The organism is Pseudomonas floridensis, assembly GCF_002087235.1.
GTDB lineage: Bacteria > Pseudomonadota > Gammaproteobacteria > Pseudomonadales > Pseudomonadaceae > Aquipseudomonas > Aquipseudomonas floridensis.
The window spans coordinates 16,318-38,051 of sequence record NZ_MUIO01000040.1 but is presented as its reverse complement, the minus strand read 5'-3'; the positions used below and the strand labels follow the sequence as shown (position 1 = coordinate 38,051).

The 21,734-nt window shown below is 59.0% G+C and carries 24 protein-coding genes; 23 read left to right on the top strand and 1 reads right to left on the bottom strand.

The genetic code is table 11. The annotated features are described in order from the left end of the window. The first annotated feature begins 48 nt into the window (after positions 1–48). The 4 genes from yajC (at position 49) to BZK31_RS11955 (ending at position 3,886) form a co-directional block, all read left to right on the top strand. Complete coding sequence (gene yajC / locus BZK31_RS11970; RefSeq protein WP_083182922.1) at positions 49–384, top strand: preprotein translocase subunit YajC; 336 nt, start codon at positions 49–51, stop codon at positions 382–384. 62 nt (positions 385–446) lie between these two features. Next, positions 447–2,315 carry a protein translocase subunit SecD gene (gene secD, locus BZK31_RS11965; protein ID WP_083182920.1) on the top strand — a complete coding sequence of 623 codons (1,869 nt, stop codon included), beginning with the start codon at positions 447–449 and terminating at the stop codon, positions 2,313–2,315. A 9-nt stretch (positions 2,316–2,324) separates the two neighbouring features. Next, positions 2,325–3,236, top strand: coding sequence for a protein translocase subunit SecF (secF, locus tag BZK31_RS11960; RefSeq protein WP_083182918.1), 912 nt, complete (start codon positions 2,325–2,327; stop codon positions 3,234–3,236). Positions 3,237–3,346: 110 nt separating this feature from the next. Further along, positions 3,347–3,886, top strand: coding sequence for a glycine zipper 2TM domain-containing protein (locus BZK31_RS11955; RefSeq protein WP_083182916.1), 540 nt, complete (start codon positions 3,347–3,349; stop codon positions 3,884–3,886). Between the two features lie 63 nt (positions 3,887–3,949). Here the strand turns inward: BZK31_RS11955 and suhB are convergent, their stop codons facing one another. Beyond that, on the bottom strand, positions 3,950–4,765 hold the full coding sequence (gene suhB, locus BZK31_RS11950; protein WP_083182914.1) for a type III secretion system regulator SuhB: 816 nt from the start codon (positions 4,763–4,765) through the stop codon (positions 3,950–3,952). A gap of 215 nt (positions 4,766–4,980) precedes the next feature. Between suhB and trmJ the strand changes: the two genes are divergently transcribed. From trmJ to der, 19 genes are all read left to right on the top strand, one after another. Continuing rightward, positions 4,981–5,748 (top strand): tRNA (cytosine(32)/uridine(32)-2'-O)-methyltransferase TrmJ, encoded by a 768-nt coding sequence (gene trmJ, locus BZK31_RS11945; RefSeq protein ID WP_083182913.1) that lies wholly within the window; start codon positions 4,981–4,983, stop codon positions 5,746–5,748. Continuing rightward, positions 5,748–6,536 (top strand): serine O-acetyltransferase, encoded by a 789-nt coding sequence (gene cysE / locus BZK31_RS11940; RefSeq protein ID WP_083182912.1) that lies wholly within the window; start codon positions 5,748–5,750, stop codon positions 6,534–6,536. The genes trmJ and cysE overlap by 1 nt, the downstream gene beginning before the upstream one ends. A gap of 158 nt (positions 6,537–6,694) precedes the next feature. Continuing rightward, entirely contained in the window at positions 6,695–7,186 is a 492-nt protein-coding gene (gene iscR / locus BZK31_RS11930) for a Fe-S cluster assembly transcriptional regulator IscR (protein WP_004878734.1), read from the top strand. Positions 7,187–7,230: 44 nt separating this feature from the next. Then, complete coding sequence (locus BZK31_RS11925; protein ID WP_083182911.1) at positions 7,231–8,445, top strand: IscS subfamily cysteine desulfurase; 1,215 nt, start codon at positions 7,231–7,233, stop codon at positions 8,443–8,445. A gap of 86 nt (positions 8,446–8,531) precedes the next feature. Then, complete coding sequence (gene iscU, locus BZK31_RS11920; RefSeq protein ID WP_002552476.1) at positions 8,532–8,918, top strand: Fe-S cluster assembly scaffold IscU; 387 nt, start codon at positions 8,532–8,534, stop codon at positions 8,916–8,918. A 44-nt stretch (positions 8,919–8,962) separates the two neighbouring features. Continuing rightward, a complete protein-coding gene (gene iscA / locus BZK31_RS11915; RefSeq protein WP_003365093.1) occupies positions 8,963–9,286 on the top strand; it encodes an iron-sulfur cluster assembly protein IscA in 324 nt (107 codons plus the stop codon). Positions 9,287–9,297: 11 nt separating this feature from the next. Continuing rightward, positions 9,298–9,819 (top strand): co-chaperone HscB, encoded by a 522-nt coding sequence (gene hscB / locus BZK31_RS11910; RefSeq protein WP_083182908.1) that lies wholly within the window; start codon positions 9,298–9,300, stop codon positions 9,817–9,819. Positions 9,820–9,865: 46 nt separating this feature from the next. After that, the gene (gene hscA, locus BZK31_RS11905) at positions 9,866–11,728 is read left to right on the top strand and encodes a Fe-S protein assembly chaperone HscA (protein ID WP_083182907.1); all 1,863 of its coding nucleotides are present in this window, start codon (positions 9,866–9,868) and stop codon (positions 11,726–11,728) included. A gap of 3 nt (positions 11,729–11,731) precedes the next feature. After that, positions 11,732–12,073, top strand: a complete 342-nt coding sequence (gene fdx, locus BZK31_RS11900; protein WP_083182906.1) for an ISC system 2Fe-2S type ferredoxin — start codon at positions 11,732–11,734, stop codon at positions 12,071–12,073. A 14-nt stretch (positions 12,074–12,087) separates the two neighbouring features. Beyond that, the gene (gene iscX / locus BZK31_RS11895) at positions 12,088–12,288 is read left to right on the top strand and encodes a Fe-S cluster assembly protein IscX (RefSeq protein WP_083182905.1); all 201 of its coding nucleotides are present in this window, start codon (positions 12,088–12,090) and stop codon (positions 12,286–12,288) included. Between the two features lie 96 nt (positions 12,289–12,384). Next, positions 12,385–12,810, top strand: coding sequence for a nucleoside-diphosphate kinase (gene ndk / locus BZK31_RS11890; protein WP_002552482.1), 426 nt, complete (start codon positions 12,385–12,387; stop codon positions 12,808–12,810). A 31-nt stretch (positions 12,811–12,841) separates the two neighbouring features. After that, positions 12,842–13,990, top strand: a complete 1,149-nt coding sequence (rlmN, locus tag BZK31_RS11885) for a dual-specificity RNA methyltransferase RlmN (RefSeq protein WP_083182903.1) — start codon at positions 12,842–12,844, stop codon at positions 13,988–13,990. Between the two features lie 38 nt (positions 13,991–14,028). Further along, positions 14,029–14,787 carry a type IV pilus biogenesis/stability protein PilW gene (pilW, locus tag BZK31_RS11880; protein WP_083182889.1) on the top strand — a complete coding sequence of 253 codons (759 nt, stop codon included), beginning with the start codon at positions 14,029–14,031 and terminating at the stop codon, positions 14,785–14,787. After that, positions 14,787–15,788, top strand: a complete 1,002-nt coding sequence (locus BZK31_RS11875) for a RodZ domain-containing protein (RefSeq protein ID WP_083182886.1) — start codon at positions 14,787–14,789, stop codon at positions 15,786–15,788. Before pilW ends, BZK31_RS11875 begins: the two co-directional genes overlap by 1 nt. 3 nt (positions 15,789–15,791) lie before the next feature. After that, a complete protein-coding gene (gene ispG, locus BZK31_RS11870; protein ID WP_083182884.1) occupies positions 15,792–16,901 on the top strand; it encodes a flavodoxin-dependent (E)-4-hydroxy-3-methylbut-2-enyl-diphosphate synthase in 1,110 nt (369 codons plus the stop codon). A 22-nt stretch (positions 16,902–16,923) separates the two neighbouring features. Next, positions 16,924–18,213, top strand: a complete 1,290-nt coding sequence (hisS, locus tag BZK31_RS11865; RefSeq protein WP_083182882.1) for a histidine--tRNA ligase — start codon at positions 16,924–16,926, stop codon at positions 18,211–18,213. A 39-nt stretch (positions 18,214–18,252) separates the two neighbouring features. Next, on the top strand, positions 18,253–18,894 hold the full coding sequence (locus tag BZK31_RS11860) for a tetratricopeptide repeat protein (protein WP_083182879.1): 642 nt from the start codon (positions 18,253–18,255) through the stop codon (positions 18,892–18,894). Next, positions 18,887–20,041, top strand: coding sequence for an outer membrane protein assembly factor BamB (bamB, locus tag BZK31_RS11855; protein WP_083182877.1), 1,155 nt, complete (start codon positions 18,887–18,889; stop codon positions 20,039–20,041). Before BZK31_RS11860 ends, bamB begins: the two co-directional genes overlap by 8 nt. A 137-nt stretch (positions 20,042–20,178) precedes the next feature. Then, positions 20,179–21,648 carry a ribosome biogenesis GTPase Der gene (gene der / locus BZK31_RS11850; protein WP_083182875.1) on the top strand — a complete coding sequence of 490 codons (1,470 nt, stop codon included), beginning with the start codon at positions 20,179–20,181 and terminating at the stop codon, positions 21,646–21,648. Positions 21,649–21,734: the final 86 nt, after the last annotated feature.

The window sequence follows — 21,734 nt, the reverse complement described above, 5'->3', positions numbered from 1 at the left end:
GCGAGTTTTTCCTGCTTTCCTATACTAATTATGTAACTGGAGCGACACATGAGCTTTTTCATCTCTCCCGCTTTCGCGGATGCTGCTGCACCGGCTGCCGGTCCTGCGGGCACCGGCTTTGAGTGGATCTTCCTGGTTGGCTTTCTGGTCATCTTCTATCTGATGATCTGGCGTCCACAGGCCAAGCGCGCCAAAGAGCAGAAAAACCTGCTGGGCAACCTGCAGAAGGGCGACGAAGTCGTAACCAGCGGTGGCATCGCCGGCAAGATCAACAAAGTGACCGACGACTTCGTCGTGATCGAAGTGTCCGACACCGTTGAGCTGAAAATCCAGAAGGGCGCTATCGCAGCCACTCTGCCTAAAGGCACCCTGAAAGCGATCTGAGTACCAACTTTTACCCATCGACGGGGCGCGCAAGGCGCCCCGCGTTTTAAGCGGGCGGCGTGATGCTGAACAAATACCCTCTGTGGAAATACGTACTGATCCTGGCGGTGCTGGTGATCGGTTTTATTTATTCCGCACCCAATCTCTACCCTGACGATTCGGCCATCCAGATCAGTGGCGCAAGTACTGCGTTGCAGGTCACTCAGGCAGACGTGGATCGTGCAGCCAAAGCGCTTACCGATGCCGGGATCTCGGTCAAGGCTTCTTCTCTGGCTGAGAATGGCAAAGGCGGTTTGTTGCGTCTGAGCAAGCAGGAAGACCAGTTGCCGGCCAAGGATGTCGTGCGCAAGGCACTGGGTGATGACTATGTCGTCGCGCTGAACCTGGCTCGTACCACTCCGACCTGGCTGCGCAATGTAGGCGCAACCCCGATGAAGCTTGGTCTCGACCTGTCCGGAGGTGTGCACTTCCTGCTGGAAGTCGACATGGACAAGGCCATCGATGCCCGTCTGAAAGTCTACGAAGGCGAAGTCAAGACACTGCTGCGCAAGGAAAAGGTGCGTTATCGCAGCCTGCCGCAGTTGGGCAACGTGATTCAGCTGGGCTTTGCCGATGATGCAGAGCGCGAGCAGGCTCGTGCCATCGTGCGCAAGGGCTTCACCGATTTCGAAATCACGCCTGCCGAGCTGAACGGTATTCCCGTGCTGCGCATGGCGCTGACCCCGGCCAAACTGGCCGAGATTCGCGAATATTCGATCAAGCAGAACCTGACCACTGTCCGCAACCGGGTCAATGAGCTGGGTGTTGCCGAGCCGCTGGTTCAGCGCCAGGGTGCCAACCGCATCGTGGTCGAGCTGCCGGGCGTGCAGGACACCGCAGAAGCCAAGCGTATTCTGGGCAAGACCGCCAACCTCGAGTTCCGTCTGGGCGCAGGTCCGGACGATTCGAAAGGCACCACCGAGATGTTCGAGTTCCGCGAAGGCGGTCGTCCAGCAGCGGCGGTGGAGCGTGGTCTGATCATCACCGGTGACCAGGTGACCGACGCCAAGGCGAGCTTCGACGAGCACGGCCGTCCACAGGTGAACATCAACCTCGACGGTCACGGTGGCGAGCTGATGAGCCGCGCGACCCGCAGCAATGTGGGCCGCAGCATGGCGGTGATCTTCATCGAGCAGCGTCCGACCACTACTTACACCAAGCAAATGGTCAACGGCGTCGAGAAAGACGTGCCGGTCCAGACGTTCAAGGAAGACAAGAAGATCATCAGCCTGGCGACCATCCAGTCGCCACTGGGCAGCCAGTTCCGTATCACGGGTCTGAACGGTCAGGGCGAGTCGTCCGAGCTGGCGCTGTTGCTGCGTGCCGGTGGTCTGGCTGCACCGATGTACTTCGCTGAAGAGCGCACCATCGGTCCGAGCCTGGGTGCCGACAATATCACCAAGGGCGTCGACGCTTCCCTGTGGGGCATGTTGTTCGTCTCGCTGTTCATCATGGCCATCTACCGTTTCTTCGGTCTGATCGCCACCGTTGCGCTGGCCTTCAACATGGTCATGCTGCTGGCACTGATGTCGCTGCTGGGTGCAACACTGACCCTGCCGGGTATCGCCGGTATCGTGTTGACCATGGGTATGGCGGTGGACGCCAACGTGCTGATCTTTTCGCGGATACGTGAAGAGATCGCCAACGGCATGACCGTGCAGCGTGCAATCAGCGAAGGTTTCGATCGTGCCTACACGGCGATTCTCGACGCCAACCTGACGACGCTGCTGGTCGGCGGCATTCTCTTCGCGATGGGAACCGGTCCCGTCAAGGGGTTTGCGGTGACCATGTCGCTCGGGATCTTTACCTCGATGTTCACGGCCATTATGGTGACCCGCGCTATGGTCAACCTGATCTACGGCGGTCGTGACTTCAAGAAGTTGTGGATTTAAGGGGCTGCCATGTTACGTACCATCAACTTCATGGGCGTTCGCAATGTTGCGTTCGCCATTACCATGCTCCTTACCGCACTGGCATTGTTCAGCTGGTTCCATAAAGGGCTTAACTTTGGTCTGGACTTCACCGGCGGTACGCTTATCGAGCTGACCTACGAGCGTCCTGCCGATCTGGGCAAGGTCCGTCAGGAGCTGGTCGAGGCCGGTTACCATGAGGCCGTCGTACAAAGCTTCGGCGCGACCACGGATCTGCTGGTGCGCATGCCGGGTGAAGACCCGCAATTGGGCACCCAGGTGGCCGATGCGCTGCGCAAGTCCGGTGCCGATAACCCGGCGGTGGTCAAGCGTGTCGAGTTCGTCGGCCCGCAGGTCGGCGAAGAGCTGCGCGACCAGGGCGGCATCGGCATGCTGCTGGCGCTCGGTGGCGTACTGATCTACCTGGCGTTCCGCTTCCAGTGGAAGTTCGCGGTCGGTGCGATCATCTCGCTGATCCACGACGTGGTGGTGACGATGGGTATCCTGTCGTTCTTCCAGATCACCTTCGACCTGACGGTGCTGGCGGCGGTACTGGCGATCATCGGTTACTCGCTGAACGACACCATCGTGGTCTTCGACCGGGTGCGTGAAAACTTCCGTCTGCTGCGCAAGGCCTCGCTGATCGAGAACATCAACATCTCGACCACGCAGACCCTGCTGCGCACTATGGCCACATCGATCTCCACGTTGCTGGCGATCGTTGCGCTGTGGGTGTTCGGCGGCGACAGCCTGGAAGGTTTTTCCATCGCGTTGTTCATCGGTGTTCTGGCGGGTACCTACTCGTCCATCTACATCGCCAACGTAGTGCTGATCTGGCTGAACCTGACCACTGAGGATCTGATTCCTCCGGTGGTGGTCGAGAAGGCGGACGATCTGCCTTAATAGCCAGCTGTCATAAAAAAGGCGCGAGTGATGAACTCGCGCCTTTTTTTATGCTCCAAGGCTAGGCATTGCGCAGTGAAGCTGCGTTTCGATTGGGTCAGGAGGTTCAAGTGAACAAGTCTATGCTTGTTGGTGCTGTATTAGGTGCTGCTGTTGTGACTGCCGGCGGCGCCGTTGCCACCTATAGCCTGGTCAAGGGTGGTCCTGAGTATGCTGACGTATTGGCGGTCGAGCCGATCAATCAGCAGATCAAAACCCCCCGTGAAGTTTGCAAGGACGTAACCGTTACCCGTCAGGCGCCGGTCAAGGACCAGCACCAGATTGTGGGTAGCGTCATCGGCGCTGTAGCTGGCGGTTTGCTGGGTAATCAGGTCGGTGGTGGTAATGGCAAGAAGCTCGCGACGGTCGCAGGTGCGGTTGGCGGTGGTTATGCGGGCAACAAGGTTCAGGAAGGCATGCAGGAACGTGACACTTACACCACGACGCAGAACCGTTGCACCACAGTCAACGACGTGAGCGAGAAAGTGGTGGGTTACAACGTGAAGTACAAGTTGAACGAGAAGGTGGGTCAGGTCCGTATGGAGCGTGATCCAGGCAATCAGATTCCTGTCGACAAGAATGGTCAGTTGATTCTGGGCCAGGCCCAGTAAATCGGCTGAGTTTCTGCAAGGCATAAAAAAACCGGCTTTCGCCGGTTTTTTTACATCTGTCGCTTAGCGTTTCAGCGAGGCGGGCAGGTGCGGTGCGATTGCGGTCAGCACAGCTTTGAAACACTTGGTGTTACCGGCAACGATGTGACCTTTTTCAAGGAAATCGTGACCGCCAGTGAAGTCGCTCACCAGACCGCCCGCTTCCTGAATCAGCAGTGCGCCTGCAGCCATGTCCCACTCTGACAGGCCCGATTCCCAGAAAGCGTCGAAACGACCGGCTGCAACGTAGGCGAGGTCCAGGCTGGCTGCGCCTGCACGGCGGATGCCTGCGGTCTGGCCGACCAGGCTGCGGAACATGCCCAGGTAGTTTTCGAGGTTGTCCATCTGGTTGTCGCGGAAAGGGAAGCCGGTGCCCAGCAGCGCGCCTTCAAGGCTCTTGCGCTGGCTGACGCGCAGGCGACGACCGTTCAGGGCTGCGCCACGACCGCGGCTGGCCGTGAATTCTTCCTGGCGAACAGGGTCCAGAACGACAGCGTGCTCAAGACGACCGCGGTATTTGCAGGCGATGCTGACTGCGAAGTGCGGAACGCCGCGAACGAAGTTGGTTGTGCCGTCCAGCGGATCGATGATCCACAGGTAGTCGGTGCCTTCACCGCTGCCTTCGTGCATGCCGCTTTCTTCGCCGAGGATGCCGTGGGTAGGGTAGGCCTTGCGCAGAGCAGTGATGATGCTCTGTTCGGCAGCGCGGTCAATTTCCGAGACGTAGTCTTTGGCTTCTTTTTCGTCGACCTTGATGGTATCCAAGCGCTCGATGGAGCGGAAAATCAATTCGCTGGCGCTGCGGGCGGCGCGCAGCGCGATATTCAGCATGGGCTGCATGGACAATTCACCTAAGGTTGTTAAAGAGAGCCGGGCATTCTATTGGCTGCGTCAAATTATTTCCAGCCTTGCGTTGTAACGGTTGTCGGGTTTCCGGGCATTTTCCGGCGCGCATCATTGCGGTTTCGGTCCGCTCGGGTTGAACAGGTTCATAGCGTTAGTCAGGGCATTTCTGTAAGATTTGCCCCCCTAATTCGCGTCAGTGAGCGTTCGCTTTGTTGCAGAACATTCGTGTTGTCCTGGTCGGCACTACCCATCCCGGAAATATCGGCGGGGCTGCTCGCGCCATGAAAAACATGGGGCTTTCACGCCTGGTGCTGGTCGATCCACGGATCTTCCCTTCACCTGACGCCGATGCGCGTGCGTCGGGAGCGACCGACATTCTGGAAGGTGCGCAGGTTGTCGCCACGCTCGAAGAGGCGCTGGTGGGTTGCCGTCTGGTGCTGGGTACCAGCGCCCGCGATCGCAGTCTGCCCTGGCCGATGCTCGACCCGCGCGCTTCGGGCGTGAAAGTCGTCGAGCAGGCAGGACAGGGCGCCGAGGTTGCCTTGGTGTTCGGTCGCGAACACGCGGGCCTCACCAACGAAGAGCTGCAGCGCTGTCATTTTCATGTGCACATTCCATCGGACCCCGGTTTCAGCTCGCTGAACCTGGCCGCCGCCGTGCAGGTGCTCAGCTACGAGGTTCGCATGTCCTGGCTCGCCGCCAGCGAACAGCCGGTTCAGGACGAGCCTTCGAAGTCGGCGCACAGTGCCGGGCTTGCGACGATGGATGAAATGGAAGGCTTTTACGCCCATCTGGAAGCGACGCTAGTGGCAATCGGCTTCCTCGATCCCGAAAAGCCCCGTCACCTGATGGCGCGTCTGCGCAGGCTTTACGGTCGTAGCGAAGTGGAGCATTCCGAGCTGAGCATCCTGCGCGGGATTCTCACCGAGACCCAGAAAGCCGCGCGCGGTGAACCCTACAAGCGGAAGGATCAATAATGTTCGAGCGTCTGCGGGAAGATATCCAAAGTGTGTTCCATCGTGACCCTGCCGCGCGCAACGCATTCGATGTGCTGACCTGCTATCCGGGCATGCACGCCATCTGGCTGCACCGCTTCGCGCACATCCTGTGGGGTAAGGGCTGGAAATGGCCTGCTCGTGTGGTGTCCAACTTCGGTCGCTGGATGACCGGCATCGAAATCCATCCGGGTGCGCGGATTGGTCGTCGTTTCTTCATTGATCACGGCATGGGCATTGTCATCGGTGAGACCGCCGAGATCGGCAATGACGTGACGCTCTATCAGGGTGTCACCCTGGGTGGCACCAGCTGGAACGCCGGCAAGCGTCACCCCACTTTGGAAGACGGCGTGGTCGTGGGTGCCGGAGCGAAAGTGCTCGGCCCGTTCACCGTCGGTGCCGGCGCCAAGATCGGTTCCAACGCAGTGGTCACCAAGGCGGTACCGGCAGGAGCCACGGCGGTAGGCATCCCGGGACGCATTATCGTCAAGTCCAGCGACGAGACCGAAGCCAAGCGCAAGGCCATGGCCGAGAAGCTGGGTTTCGATGCTTATGGCGTCAGTGCCGACATGCCGGACCCGGTTGCTCGCGCGATTGGCCAGTTGCTCGATCATTTGCAGGCCGTCGATGGCCGTCTTGAAGGCATGTGTGGCGCACTCAGCCGGTTGGGCAGCGATTACTGCGCCAAGGATCTGCCCGAGCTGCGCGACGAGGTATTCGATTGCGTCAAGGACAAGTCCGAAGAGCCGCTCAAGGACAAGGTCGGTTAGGCGGGGCGGGGGTTTGGGGCGTGTCATTGCGCCGCACCTTTGCTATGATGCAGCCCGCGCTTTTTGCTATTTCCGACTGTTTTACTCGGTCTAATAGTTGACTCATTTACTCGGGAATAGCATACTCACGCCTATTCCGATCCTCTGCGGTACACGCCATGCGACTGACTACAAAAGGCCGATACGCTGTAACAGCCATGCTTGACCTGGCCTTGCACGCGCAGAACGGGCCAGTGTCTCTGGCCGATATCTCCGAGCGACAGGGCATTTCCCTGTCTTATCTCGAGCAGTTGTTCGCCAAGCTGCGTCGCGGCAACCTGGTTTCCAGTGTTCGTGGCCCAGGTGGTGGTTATCAGCTTTCTCGCGACATGAAAGGTATCCAGGTGGCTCAGGTTGTCGACGCGGTCAATGAGTCGGTCGATGCCACACGCTGTCAGGGGCTGGGTGATTGCCATGCTGGCGACACGTGCCTGACGCACCATTTGTGGTGTGACCTGAGCCAGCAGATTCACGAATTTCTAAGCGGTATCAGCTTGGCGGATCTTGTCACTCGCCGTGAGGTACAAGAGGTCGCTCAGCGCCAGGATATGCGCCGTAGCCATTGCAATACGTCGCAACTGGGTAAGATTGAAACGTCCGCCGTTGAATGAACGCAGATGAATGAGCGGTGCGCCTGCCTGATAGGAGAGCTTCAATGAAATTGCCGATTTACCTCGATTACTCCGCGACGACCCCGGTCGATCCGCGTGTCGCGCAGAAAATGATCGAATGCCTGACAGTCGAAGGAAACTTCGGCAACCCGGCATCGCGCTCCCACGTCTTTGGCTGGAAAGCCGAAGAGGCGGTCGAGAATGCCCGCCGTCAGGTCGCTGACCTGGTCAATGCCGACCCGCGTGAAATTGTCTGGACCTCCGGTGCAACCGAATCCGACAACCTTGCGATCAAGGGTGTTGCTCATTTCTATGCCAGCAAAGGCAAGCACATCATCACCTCCAAGGTCGAGCACAAGGCTGTCCTGGATACCACGCGCCAACTGGAGCGTGAAGGTTTTGAAGTGACCTACATCGAGCCGGGTGAAGACGGTCTGATCACCCCTGCCATGATCGAAGCCGCGCTGCGTGACGACACCATTCTGGTTTCGATCATGCACGTGAACAACGAGATCGGCACCATTAACGACATCGCGGCGATCGGTGAGCTGACCCGTTCGCGCGGCGTGCTGTTCCATGTTGACGGCGCTCAATCGACCGGCAAGGTTGAAATCGATCTGGCCAGCCTCAAGGTTGACCTGATGTCGTTCTCTGCCCACAAGACCTACGGTCCAAAAGGTATCGGCGCGCTGTACGTGAGCCGTAAACCGCGTGTTCGCCTCGAAGCGGCCATGCACGGCGGCGGTCACGAGCGTGGCATGCGTTCCGGCACGCTGGCGACCCACCAGATCGTTGGCATGGGTGAAGCGTTCCGTATCGCCAAGGAAGAAATGGCTGCTGAAAACGTGCGCGTCAAAGCGCTCAGCGATCGTTTCTACAAGCAGGTCGAGAACCTGGAAGAGCTTTACGTCAACGGCAGTCTGACTGCCCGCGTACCGCACAACCTGAATCTGAGCTTCAACTATGTCGAAGGCGAGTCGCTGATCATGGCGCTCAAGGATCTGGCGGTATCGTCCGGTTCGGCCTGCACCTCGGCATCGCTCGAGCCTTCGTATGTATTGCGCGCGCTAGGCCGCAATGACGAACTGGCACACAGCTCGATTCGCTTCACCTTCGGCCGTTTCACCACCGAAGAAGAAATCGATTACGCCGCGCAGAAAGTCTGTGAGGCCGTTACCAAGCTGCGTACGCTTTCGCCGCTGTGGGACATGTTCAAAGACGGCGTCGATATTTCCAAGATCGAGTGGGCGGCGCACTAATTTAAAGTCGCCTCCAACACAGGTCGTTGTCAGCATCTGCTGATACGGCCTGAAGAGCGGCTCCCTGATGTGAGAGGAACAGAATCATGGCTTACAGCGAAAAGGTCATCGACCACTACGAAAATCCGCGCAACGTCGGCAAGATGAATGCGGAAGATCCTGATGTTGGTACCGGCATGGTGGGTGCTCCGGCGTGCGGCGACGTAATGCGTCTGCAGATCAAGGTCAACGAGCAGGGTGTCATCGAAGACGCCAAGTTCAAGACCTACGGCTGCGGCTCGGCCATTGCGTCCAGCTCCCTGGCAACCGAGTGGATGAAAGGCAAGACTCTGGATGAAGCAGAGACCATCAAGAACACTCAGCTGGCTGAAGAGCTGGCGCTGCCACCGGTGAAGATTCACTGCTCGGTACTCGCCGAAGACGCCATCAAGGCGGCCGTTCGCGATTACAAGCAGAAGAAAGGCCTGCTGTAAGCAGTCCTTTTTCAGAGAAGCTTGCGACAAAGTAAGGAGTTCCGATGGCTATCAGCATGACAGAAGCTGCCGCTAACCACGTGCGTCGTTCCCTTGAGGGGCGCGGCAAGGGTGATGGCGTTCGTCTGGGTGTTCGCACCACAGGCTGTTCAGGTCTTGCCTATGTGCTCGAGTTCGTCGATGAGGCGGCCAGCGAAGACACCGTGTTCGAAATGCACGGCGTCAAGGTGATCATTGACCCGAAAAGCCTGGTCTACCTCGATGGCACCGAGCTCGACTTCGTTCGGGAAGGGTTGAACGAAGGCTTCAAGTTCAACAACCCCAATTCGCGCGGTGAGTGCGGCTGCGGCGAAAGCTTCAACGTCTGAGGCTTTTTATCGTGGGTACTCCCTGTCACTTCGCTCTGTTCGAGCTCAAGCCTGATTTTCAGCTGGACCTCGATCAGTTGGCGACGCGTTATCGCGAATTGGCGCGTGGCGTCCATCCAGACCGTTTTGCCGATGCTTCCGAGCGCGAGCAACGTACGGCGCTGGAGCGTTCCGCCAGCCTCAATGAAGCCTATCAGACACTCAAGAGCCCGCCGAAAAGGGCGCGTTACCTGTTGGCCATGAATGGCAACGAGGTTGCGCTTGAGGTCACCGTTCACGATCCGGACTTTCTTCTGCAGCAGATGCAATGGCGCGAAGAGCTTGAGGATCTGCAGGATGAAGCCGATCTTGCCGGTGTCGCGACGTTCAAGCGTCGGCTCAAAGTGGCTCAGGATGAACTGAACCAGAGCTTCGCTGCCTGTTGGAATGACGCTGCACAACGCGAGCACGCCGAAAGGCTGATGCGGCGTATGCAGTTTCTCGACAAGCTTTCTCACGAAGTGCGCCAGCTAGAAGAGCGCCTCGACGATTAACCCCGTGCTGCCCCGGCCGCACGCCCAGTGATTATTCTGAAAACGCATGGCCTTACTGCAGATCGCCGAACCCGGCCTCAGTCCTCAACCGCATCAGCGTCGTCTGGCTGTGGGGATCGACTTGGGCACCACCAATTCTCTGGTTGCTGCAGTGCGCAGCGGCCTGTCCGAGCCTCTGGCTGACGCAGAAGGCCAGGTCATCCTGCCTTCCGCTGTTCGATACCATGCCGAGCGTGTCGAAGTGGGGCAGTCGGCGAAAGTCGCGGCCTCTCAAGACCCGTTCAACACCGTGCTGTCGGTCAAACGCCTGATGGGGCGTGGGCTGACCGACGTCAAGCAACTGGGTGAGCAACTGCCTTACCGCTTCGTCGACGGTGAGTCGCACATGCCCTTCATCGAGACCGTCCAGGGGCCGAAAAGCCCGGTGGAAGTCTCTGCCGACATTCTCAAGGTGCTGCGCCAGCGTGCTGAAGCTGCCTTGGGTGGCGAACTGGTCGGTGCAGTGATCACGGTTCCGGCGTATTTCGATGATGCCCAGCGTCAGGCCACCAAGGATGCCGCTAAGCTGGCAGGCCTCAATGTGCTGCGCCTGCTCAACGAGCCGACGGCCGCAGCGGTCGCCTACGGTCTGGATCAGAAAGCCGAAGGCGTGGTTGCCATCTATGATCTGGGTGGCGGGACGTTTGACATCTCCATCCTGCGTCTCACTGGCGGCGTGTTCGAAGTGCTCGCCACTGGCGGTGATACGGCCCTGGGCGGCGATGATTTCGATCACGCGATCGCCAGCTGGATCGTTGCTCAGGCGGGTCTGTCTGCCGATCTGCCGCCTTCTGCCCAGCGCAGTCTGCTGCAGGCAGCCTGTGCAGCCAAGGAAGCGCTGGCCGGGGCCGACTCTGTCGAAGTGACCTACGGTGACTGGCAGGCTGCTCTGACGCGTGAAGCGTTCAACGCGATGATCGAACCGATGGTTGCCCGTAGCCTGAAGTCGTGCCGTCGTGCTGTGCGCGATACCGGTATTGAGCTTGAAGAAGTCGAAGCGGTTGTCATGGTGGGCGGCTCCACTCGCGTGCCGCGTGTGCGTGAAGCGGTCGCCGAGCTGTTCGGGCGTCAGCCGCTGACCGAGATCAATCCGGATCAAGTGGTGGCCATAGGGGCTGCGATCCAGGCCGATACCCTGGCAGGCAACAAGCGTGATGGGGGAGAGTTGCTGCTGCTCGATGTGATTCCGCTCTCGCTGGGGCTGGAAACCATGGGCGGCCTGATGGAGAAGGTCATTCCGCGCAACACCACGATTCCGGTGGCGCGTGGTCAGGACTTCACCACCTACAAAGATGGCCAGACGGCCATGATGATCCATGTGCTGCAAGGCGAGCGCGAGCTGATCAGTGACTGCCGCTCGCTGGCGCGATTCGAATTGCGCGGCATTCCGCCGATGGTGGCGGGCGCGGCAAAGATTCGCGTCACCTTCCAGGTGGACGCTGACGGCCTGCTGAGTGTTTCGGCGCGTGAGCTGGGCTCGGGCATCGAGGCGAGCATTCAGGTCAAGCCGTCCTACGGTCTGACCGATGGCGAAATTACCCGAATGCTCAAGGATTCGTTCGAATACGCCGGTAATGACAAGGTCGCCCGTGTCCTGCGCGAGCATCAGGTCGATGCCGAGCGTCTGCTCGAAGCCGTGCAGGGTGCGCTGGATGCCGATGGCGAGCGTCTTCTCGACGAAGAAGAGCGCTTGGTCATCAATCTGCAAATGGACGAATTACGTGAATTGATGCAAGGCACCGATGGCCACGCCATCGAGCAGCAGACCAGGCGTCTGTCGCAGGTGACCGATGCATTTGCTGCCCGCCGACTCGATTCGACGGTAAAAGCCGCACTGGCCGGGCGCAACCTGAATGAGATTGAGGAATAACTGATGCCGCAGGTGATTTTTCTGCCCCATGCCGAGCACTGCCCGGATGGGCTGGTTGTAGAAGTTGAGCCCGGTACGTCCATCCTCGAGCTTGCTCACGAGCATCACATCGAGATCGAAAGTGCCTGTGGCGGTGTCTGCGCCTGCACGACTTGCCATTGCATCATTCGCGAAGGTTTCAATTCGCTGAATGAGGCCGACGAGCTGGAAGAAGACATGCTCGACAAAGCCTGGGGCCTGGAAGCGCAATCGCGTCTATCCTGTCAGGCAATTGTCGGCACGGAAGATCTGACCGTCGAAATACCGAAATACTCGCTCAACCACGCTGCCGAAGCGCCGCATTGATTCAAGGAACGCTCATGAGTCTCAAATGGGTCGATGTGCAGGAAATCGCTATCCAGCTGGCTGAAAAGTACCCGGATACCGATCCGTTTTCATTGAATTTCGTCAGATTGCGCGATCTGGTCATGGCATTGCCTGACTTCGACGATGAGCGTGATCGCGGTGGGGAAAAGGTCCTCGAAGCCATCCAGACCACGTGGAACGACGAGGCGGATTGACGTTCAGTTACTTACGCAGTTAGGCAATACACCAGAACCCGCGTATAATTCGCGGGTTTAATTTTTCGCTTCAATCACTGTTTCTGGAGTTTCACCATGGCTGTCCAACGTACTTTCTCCATCATCAAGCCTGACGCCGTTGCAAAGAACGTAATCGGCGAGATCACCACTCGTTTCGAAAAAGCCGGTCTGCGCGTCGTTGCTTCCAAGCTGAAGCAGCTGTCCAAGGCCGAAGCTGAAGGTTTCTACGCTGAGCACAGCGCTCGTGGTTTCTTCGGTGACCTGGTTGCGTTCATGATCTCCGGTCCGGTTGTCGTTCAGGTTCTGGAAGGCGAAAACGCTATCGCTCTGAACCGTGAGCTGATGGGCGCTACCAACCCTAAAGAAGCCGCCGCTGGTACCATCCGTGCCGATTTCGCCGACTCCATCGACGCCAACGCTGTTCACGGTTCCGATTCCGAAGCAGCCGCCGCTCGCGAAATCTCGTACTTCTTCGCAGCTACCGAGGTAACCGCTCGCTAAGTCTTGCGACTATCGAGTGAAGGGTGAATTCATGATTGCATCGACTGGTAAAACCAACCTGTTGGGTCTGACTCAGCTGGAAATGGAGAAATTCTTCGACTCTATCGGGGAGAAGCGCTTCCGTGCCGGTCAGGTCATGAAGTGGATTCACCACTTTGGCGTCGATGATTTCGACGCCATGACGAACGTCAGCAAGGCCCTGCGCGAAAAGCTCAAGGCCTGCGCCGAGGTTCGCGGTCCCGAGGTCGTCAGCGAGGACATCTCGAGCGATGGCACCCGTAAATGGGTGGTGCGCGTCGAGTCCGGCAGCTGCGTCGAGACCGTCTACATTCCGCAAGGCAAGCGCGGCACGCTGTGTGTGTCTTCCCAGGCGGGCTGTGCCCTGGATTGCAGTTTCTGCTCCACCGGCAAGCAAGGCTTCAACAGCAACCTCACCGCCGCCGAAGTCATCGGTCAGGTGTGGATTGCCAACAAATCCTTCGGCAGTGTCCCGGCAACCGTCGACCGTGCCATCACCAACGTGGTGATGATGGGCATGGGTGAGCCACTGCTGAATTTCGATAATGTCATCGCCGCCATGCATCTGATGATGGATGACCTGGGGTACGGCATTTCCAAGCGTCGGGTGACACTGTCCACCTCCGGCGTGGTACCGATGATCGACGAGCTGTCCAAACACATTGATGTGTCACTGGCCCTGTCGCTGCACGCGCCCAACGACGCGCTGCGTAATCAGTTGGTGCCGATCAACAAGAAATACCCGTTGAAAATGCTGCTCGAGTCGTGCCGTCGCTACATGTCCAACCTGGGCGAAAAGCGCGTGCTGACCATCGAGTACACCATGCTCAAGGACATCAACGACAAGGTTGAACACGCTGTCGAGATGATCGAGCTGCTCAAGGACACCCCTTGCAAGATCAACCTGATCCCGTTCAATCCGTTCCCGCACTCCGGTTACGAGCGTCCGAGCAATAACGCGATCCGTCGTTTCCAGGACCTGTTGCATCAGGCCGGGTATAACGTCACTGTGCGCACCACGCGTGGCGAAGACATCGATGCCGCCTGCGGCCAATTGGTCGGTCAGGTGATGGACCGCACCCGTCGCAGCGAGCGCTACATCGCTGTGCGTGAGTTGAGCGTCGAGTCTGACGCGACGCAAGGCGCGGCGATTCGGAACTGACCGCCAACTCCATCGCGAAACTGACCAAGAGGGATTTCATGTCTGTGCGCGCCCCGTTGCTGCTTTGTGTTGTCATGTTGCTCGTGGGCTGCGTATCAACCGGCAATGTCAATCCGCTCACGACCTCTCAGGGGCGTGATGAAGCGCGCAAGGCTTACGTGCAACTGGGGATTGGCTATTTGCAGCAGGGTCAGACCGAGCGCGCCAAGGTTCCCTTGAAAAAAGCGCTGGAGCTGGACGGTTCCGATTCCGAAGCCAACGCGGCTTTGGCGCTGGTGTTCCAGACCGAGATGGAGCCGGAGCTCGCTGATCAGTATTTTCGCAAGGCCCTGTCGGCGAGCCGCAACGAAACGCGCATCGTCAATAATTACGGTAGTTTTCTCTACGAGCAGAAGCGCTACAAGGAAGCCTACGAGCGTTTTGAGCAGGCGGCTGCCGACAACCTTTATCCCGAGCGTTCGCGGGTTTTCGAAAGCCTGGGCATGACATCGCTCAAACTGGGCAATCGTGAACAGGCCCGTGAGCAATTCACCAAGGCGTTGCGCCTGGACCGTCAACAGCCGCGTGCCTTGCTGGAAATGGCTGAGTTGTCTTACGAAGACGGGCATTATGTGCCAGCGCGTGACTATTACGACCGTTTTAGCCAACTGAGCGAGCAAAATGCACGTAGTCTATTGCTCGGTACGCGGTTGGCTAAGGTATATGAAGACCGCAACAAGGCAGCCAGTTTTGGTCTGCAATTAAAAAGACTCTATCCCGGTACGCCGGAATATCAGCAATACCTGTCGGAGCAATGATGAAAGCGGCGCATCCCGAAGTTGTAGCAACCAACCGCGTGAATCCTGGAGAAACCCTGCGCCAGGTTCGCGAGAGTAAAGACTGGTCGCTGCCAGATGTGGCTTTGAGGCTGAACCTTACCGTGACCTCACTCAGCCATCTGGAGAACGGGAACTTTGACAAGCTGCCTGGGCATACCTTTGCCCGGGGCTATGTGCGTGCCTATGCGAAACTGCTGGAGCTGGATCAGGCTGCGCTGGTCGAGCAGTTCGACCAATACACCGGTACGGACGGCAAGGGCAGTTCGGTCCATGCGTTGGGCCGGATTGAAGAGCCTGTTCGTCTTTCGCACAACATTCTGCGCATTGTCAGCCTGTTGTTGCTGATCGTGCTGGTTGGCGGCGGCTTCTTCTGGTGGCAGGATCAGGCTGCGATGCGTGGCAAGGATCAGTCCGGCCTCAACCTTGAGCACGTCGAAGTCGAAAGCGCCGACGGCACCACCCAGATTCATCCGCTGGACGAGCCTGAAGATCAGGCAGTCGTTGAAAGCCAGGCAACCGGTGAGACGTCGTTGCCGTTGAACACCGGGACACCGCCCAGCGAAACCCCAAGCGCTGCGCCTGTAGTACCGGCCCAGACCGTTACTCCGCCTGCTCACTCGCAAGCAGCCGCACCCGCGACGCCGCCTGCCGCATCAGCTCAGGTGCCTGCTACCGCGCCTTCCGTTCCGTCCATGCCGAACACCCCACCGGCCGAGCAGGCTGCGCCTGTCATGGCCGGTGCCGGTCAGATCAACGTGCAGTTCACGGCTGATTGCTGGACCCAGGTGACCGATGGCAACGGCAAGGTGCTGGTCAGCGGCCTCAAGCGCAAGGGCGACAGCCTGGACGTCAACGGCAAGCCGCCGTTGACACTGCGTCTGGGTTTCGCTCGCGGAGCGCAGGTCAGCTATAACGGTCAGCCTGTAGACGTGGCACCTTTTACCAGCGGCGAAACTGCTCGCCTGAAACTAGGGCAATAAGTCATGCACGGCGAATCTCCGATCAAGCGTCGCGAATCCCGAAAAATCTGGGTTGGTTCTGTTCCTGTCGGCGGTGATGCCCCGATTGCCGTGCAGAGCATGACCAACAGCGACACCAACGATGTCGCGGCTACCGTTGCACAGATCAACCGGCTGGAAGCAGCCGGTGTCGATATCGTGCGCGTATCCGTACCTGACATGGATGCGGCCGAAGCCTTCGGTCGCATCAAGCAATTGGTCAAAGTGCCACTGGTTGCCGACATCCACTTCGACTACCGCATCGCACTGCGCGTCGCGGAACTGGGCGTTGACTGCCTGCGCATCAACCCTGGCAACATCGGTCGTGAAGACCGTGTGCGCGCGGTGGTCGACGCGGCGCGTGATCGCGGCATCCCGATCCGTATCGGCGTCAACGCAGGTTCGCTGGAAAAGGACCTGCAGAAGAAATACGGCGAACCCACGCCTGCCGCGCTGGTGGAGTCGGCGCTGCGTCACGTCGAGCACCTCGACCGTCTGAATTTTCCGGACTTTAAGGTCAGCGTAAAGGCGTCCGACGTGTTCATGGCCGTCGAGGCCTACCGCCTGTTGGCCAAGCAGATTATCCAGCCGCTGCACCTGGGCATCACCGAAGCCGGTGGATTGCGCTCAGGCACAGTGAAATCGGCCGTCGGCCTAGGTATGCTGCTCGCCGAAGGGATTGGCGATACTATCCGCATCTCGCTGGCCGCTGATCCGGTCGAAGAGGTGAAAGTAGGTTACGACATTCTCAAATCGTTGCGCCTTCGTTCCCGTGGCATCAACTTCATCGCCTGCCCGAGCTGTTCGCGGCAGAATTTCGATGTGGTCAAGACCATGAACGAGCTTGAAGGTCGTCTCGAAGATTTGCTGGTGCCGCTGGATGTCGCTGTCATCGGTTGTGTGGTCAACGGTCCGGGTGAAGCCAAGGAGGCGCATATCGGCCTCACGGGCGGTACGCCGAATCTGATCTACATCGATGGCAAGCCTTCGCAGAAACTGACCAATGATAATCTCGTGGACGAGCTTGAACGCTTGATCCGGGAGAAAGCGGCTGAAAAGGCCGAAGCCGACGCCTCGGTCATCGTGCGCGGCTAACCCGTATTGCTAAGGATTTTTTGTGAGTAAGTCTCTGCAAGCCATTCGTGGCATGAACGACATCCTGCCCGAGCAGACGCCGCTGTGGCGCCATTTCGAGAGCACCGTTTCGCGTCTGCTCGATAACTACGGTTATCGGCAGATTCGCATGCCCATCGTCGAATTCACTGACCTGTTCAAGCGCTCCATCGGCGAAGTCACCGACATCGTCGAGAAAGAGATGTACACCTTTGCCGACCGCAATGGCGACTCCCTGACGTTGCGGCCCGAAGGTACGGCCGCATGCGTGCGCGCAGTGCTCGAACACGGTATTACTGGTGGTGGCCAGGTTCAGAAACTGTGGTACATCGGGCCGATGTTCCGCCACGAGCGTCCGCAGAAAGGCCGTTATCGCCAGTTTCACCAGATTGGCGTGGAAGTCTTCAATCTCGACGGTCCGGACATCGATGCCGAACTGATCGTGATGACCTGGCGCCTGTGGGGCATGCTGGGCATCCGTGACGCAGTCAAACTCGAGCTAAACAGTCTGGGCACCAGCGAGGCGCGTGCGCGTTACCGTGATGCGCTGGTCGAGTTCCTGTCGGCCCGTCTCGATCAACTGGACGAGGACAGCCAGCGCCGGCTGAAAACCAACCCGCTGCGCGTGCTCGATACCAAGCACCCGGAAACACAGGCTGTACTGGTCGATGCGCCGAAGCTGGCGGATTACCTGGATGACGAATCCCGGGCTCACTTCGAAGGCCTGAAAGCCCGTCTGGACGCTGCCGGCATTCCGTATGTGATCAACCCCAAGCTGGTGCGCGGGCTGGATTACTACAGCAAGACCGTTTTCGAATGGGTCACCGACAAACTGGGTGCCCAGGGCACTGTCTGTGCGGGCGGCCGTTACGACGGTCTGGTCGAGCAGATGGGCGGCAAGCCGACTGCAGGTGTCGGTTTCGCAATGGGCATCGAGCGTCTGGTTCTGCTGCTGGAAACCCTGGAGCAGATTCCCGAAGAGATCTCCCGCCAGGTGGATGTCTATCTCTGCGCGTTCGGCGATGCAGCCGAGCTGGCCGGGCTGGCGCTTGCCGAGCAGGTGCGTGACCGTTTGCCCCACCTGCGCCTGCAGGTCAACGCCGGTGCCGGCAGCTTCAAGAGCCAGTTCAAGAAAGCCGACAAGAGCGGTGCGCTGTATGCTCTGATCCTTGGCGAAGAAGAACTCGCGCAGAAGATCATCGGTGTCAAACCCCTGCGTGGTCAGGGTGAACAACAAAATATTGCCTGGGACGCTCTGTCAGAGCACCTGGCCTCCTGCGTCGTGCAGGGTTGAAGCTGATTAACAGCCGTTTTAGCGAATAGGAGTATTGGGGTGTCGAGTTCCGAAGATGAAGAGCTGGCGGTAATGAAAGACTGGTGGCAGCGCAACGGCAAACCCCTGGTCGTGGGCGCTGTGCTGGCGCTGATCGTGGTCCTCGGCTGGCAGTTCTGGCAGAGATATCAGGCCAGCCAGTCGCAAGGCGCCTCGATGCTCTATCAGCAATTGCTCGAAACCGCGCTGACGCCAAGTGGCCAGGCAGATACAACCCGTGTCGCCGAGATCTCCGGCAAGCTGAAAAGCGAGTACGGCGGTACGACTTATGCCCAGTACGGCAGCCTTTTTGTCGCGAAAGTTGCCGTCGATGCCGGTAAACTCGACGACGCCGCGGCCGAGCTGAAGACGGTTGCCGACAAGCCTGCCAACGATACGCTGGGTGAAATTGCCCGTCAGCGTCTGGCTCGCGTGCTGGCTGCCCAGAACAAGGCTGATGACGCGCTGAAACTGCTGACGGGCGATGCTGATAAATCGTTCCTGGCCAGCCGTGAAGAACTCAAGGGTGATCTGCTGGTTCAGCTGGGTCGTACCGACGAGGCGTATGCTGCATACCAAAAGGCCAAATCCGCCCTGTCTGAAGAAGCAGCGGTCGGCGGCCTGCAAATGAAGCTCGACGATCTGGCGAAAGGGGATGCGTGACGTGATTCGTTGGAAACATGCAGCATTGCTGGCTCTGGCCATTCTGGCCGCGGGTTGCAGCAGCAACAGCAAGAAAGAACTGCCGCCGGCCGAGCTGACCGATTTCAAGGAAGAGGTGGTCCTGCAGAAGCAGTGGAGCCGTTCAATCGGTGACGGTCAGGGCAAGACCTACAACATGCTGGTCCCGGCCATCGACGGTGATCGTATCTATGCCGCCGATGTGACGGGCGAAGTCGTGTCGCTGGATCGTCTGACCGGTGACGTGATCTGGAAAAAGGATCTCGAGCTTCCGGTATCCGGTGCTGTAGGCGTGGGTTACGGGCTGGTGATGATCGGCACCCTCAAGGGTGAAGTGATTGCCATGGACGCCGCGTCCGGCGAAGAAAAATGGCGCGCTCGCGTGACCAGCGAAGTGCTGGCCCCGCCTGCTACCAACGGCAGTGTTGTCGTTGTTCAGACTCAGGACGATCGCGTCGTTGGCTTTGATGCCTCTACCGGTTCCCAGCTCTGGATCTATGAAAGCACGCCTGCGGTCCTGACCCTGCGTGGCACGGGTGCTCCGCTGGCGACCAATCGTCTGGCGGTCGCAGGCCTGTCCACCGGCAAGGTGGTCGCGCTGGACATTTCCAATGGCGTGCCGATCTGGGAGCAGCGTGTTGCGATCCCGCAAGGTCGTTCGGAGCTGGACCGTGTAGTCGACATCGACGGCGGTTTGCTGCTGTCCGGCGGTACACTGTATGTCGCGACCTATCAGGGCCGTGTTGCCGGTCTGGAACTGGAAAGCGGTCGTGTGCTCTGGCAGCGTGACGCGTCCAGCTACTCGGGCGTTGCCCAAGGCTTCGGCAGCGTTTACGCGACCCTGGCTTCCGGAACGGTCGAAGGCATCGACGAGCGTTCTTCCTCCGCACTGTGGAGCAATGAATCTCTGGCCCGCCGCCAGTTGGGCGCGCCGGAAGTGTATTCCAGCTATGTAGCGGTCGGCGACATGGAAGGCTATCTTCACCTGTTGAGCCAGGTGGATGGTCGGTTCGTGGGTCGTCAGCGTATCGACAGCGACGGCCTGCGTGCCCGTCCGCTGGTGGTTGGTGACATGATTTACGTGTACGGCAACAGCGGCAAACTGGAAGCCCTGACCGTCAAGCAATGAGTGTCCAAGCTGGAGGCCTCAGGCCTCTGGCGACCTTGCCCAGGCAAGGCCGCGGTGCCTTTTGGCACCGCCCCGAACTCCGGCCGCTGCCCTGCAGCGGCTTTTGTATTTTCTGAAATAACGAAGTGGAGAGCCGCATGGTTCCCGTAATCGCCCTGGTGGGTCGACCGAACGTCGGCAAGTCCACCATGTTCAACCGCCTGACCAGGACCCGCGACGCTATTGTCGGCGATCTGTCCGGTCTTACCCGTGATCGCCAATACGGAGAGGCGAAGTGGCAGGGGCGCTCCTACATTCTGATCGACACCGGTGGTATCTCCGGTGACGAGCATGGCATGGACGAAAAGATGGCCGAGCAGTCGCTGCTGGCCATCGAAGAAGCCGATGTGGTGCTGTTTCTTGTAGACGCCCGAGCAGGCTACACCGCTGCCGACCAGATGATCGGCGAGCACCTGCGCAAACGTAACAAGCGTTCCTATGTGGTCGCCAACAAGATCGACAACATCGACGAGAACCTGGCCCGTGCCGAGTTCAGCCCGATGGGTCTGGGCGATGCCATTCCGGTAGCTGGCGCGCACGGTCGCGGCATCTCGCAGATGCTGGAAATTGCTCTGCGCGAATTCCCTCGCGACGAAGACGACCTTGAAGACGGTGAAGTCGAAGAGGTTGCCGAAGGCGAGGAAGCCAAGCGCATTCCGGGGCCGAGCGAGAAGGACGGCATCAAGATCGCGATCATCGGTCGCCCCAACGTCGGCAAATCGACGCTGGTCAACCGCATGCTAGGTGAAGACCGGGTCATCGTCTACGATCAGCCTGGCACCACTCGTGACAGTATCTACATTCCCTTCGAGCGTAACGAAGAGAAGTACACGCTGATCGACACCGCCGGTGTGCGCAAGCGCGGCAAGATCCACGAAGAAGTTGAAAAGTTCTCGGTGGTCAAGACGCTGCAGGCCATCAAGGACGCCAACGTGGTGATCTTCGTGATGGATGCCCGCGAAGGTGTGGTCGATCACGATCTCAACCTGCTGGGCTTCGCGCTCGAAGCCGGTCGTGCGCTGGTCATCGCGCTCAACAAGTGGGACGGCATGACGCCGGGCGAACGCGATTACGTGAAGGTCGAGCTGGAACGTCGTCTGTTCTTCGTCGATTTCGCCGACATTCACTTCATCTCGGCTCTGCACGGCACGGGCGTGGGCAACCTGTATCAGTCGGTACAGAACTCGTTCAAATCCGCCGTCACCCGCTGGCCGACCAGCCGTCTGACCCAGATTCTGGAAGACGCAGTCAGCGAGCATGCGCCGCCGATGGTTGGCAGCCGCCGCATCAAGCTGCGCTACGCTCACCTGGGTGGTGCGAACCCGCCATTGATCGTGATCCATGGCAACCAGGTCGAGAAGGTGCCGAAGTCCTACGTTCGCTACCTGGAGAACACCTACCGCCGTGTGCTCAAACTGGTCGGTACGCCGATCCGTATCGAGTTCAAGGGCGGCGAGAACCCGTACGAAGGCAACAAGAACACGCTGACGGACCGCCAGGTCAACAAGAAGCGTCGGATGATGTCGCACCACAAGAAAGCCGACAAGAAGCGCCGCGACAAGCGCTGAATGGTCTGTAGGAAATGTACGAAAAAGGCACCTCTGGTGCCTTTTTTTATGCGCGCTCCTTGGGCTATCCTGCCTGACCCGTGCCG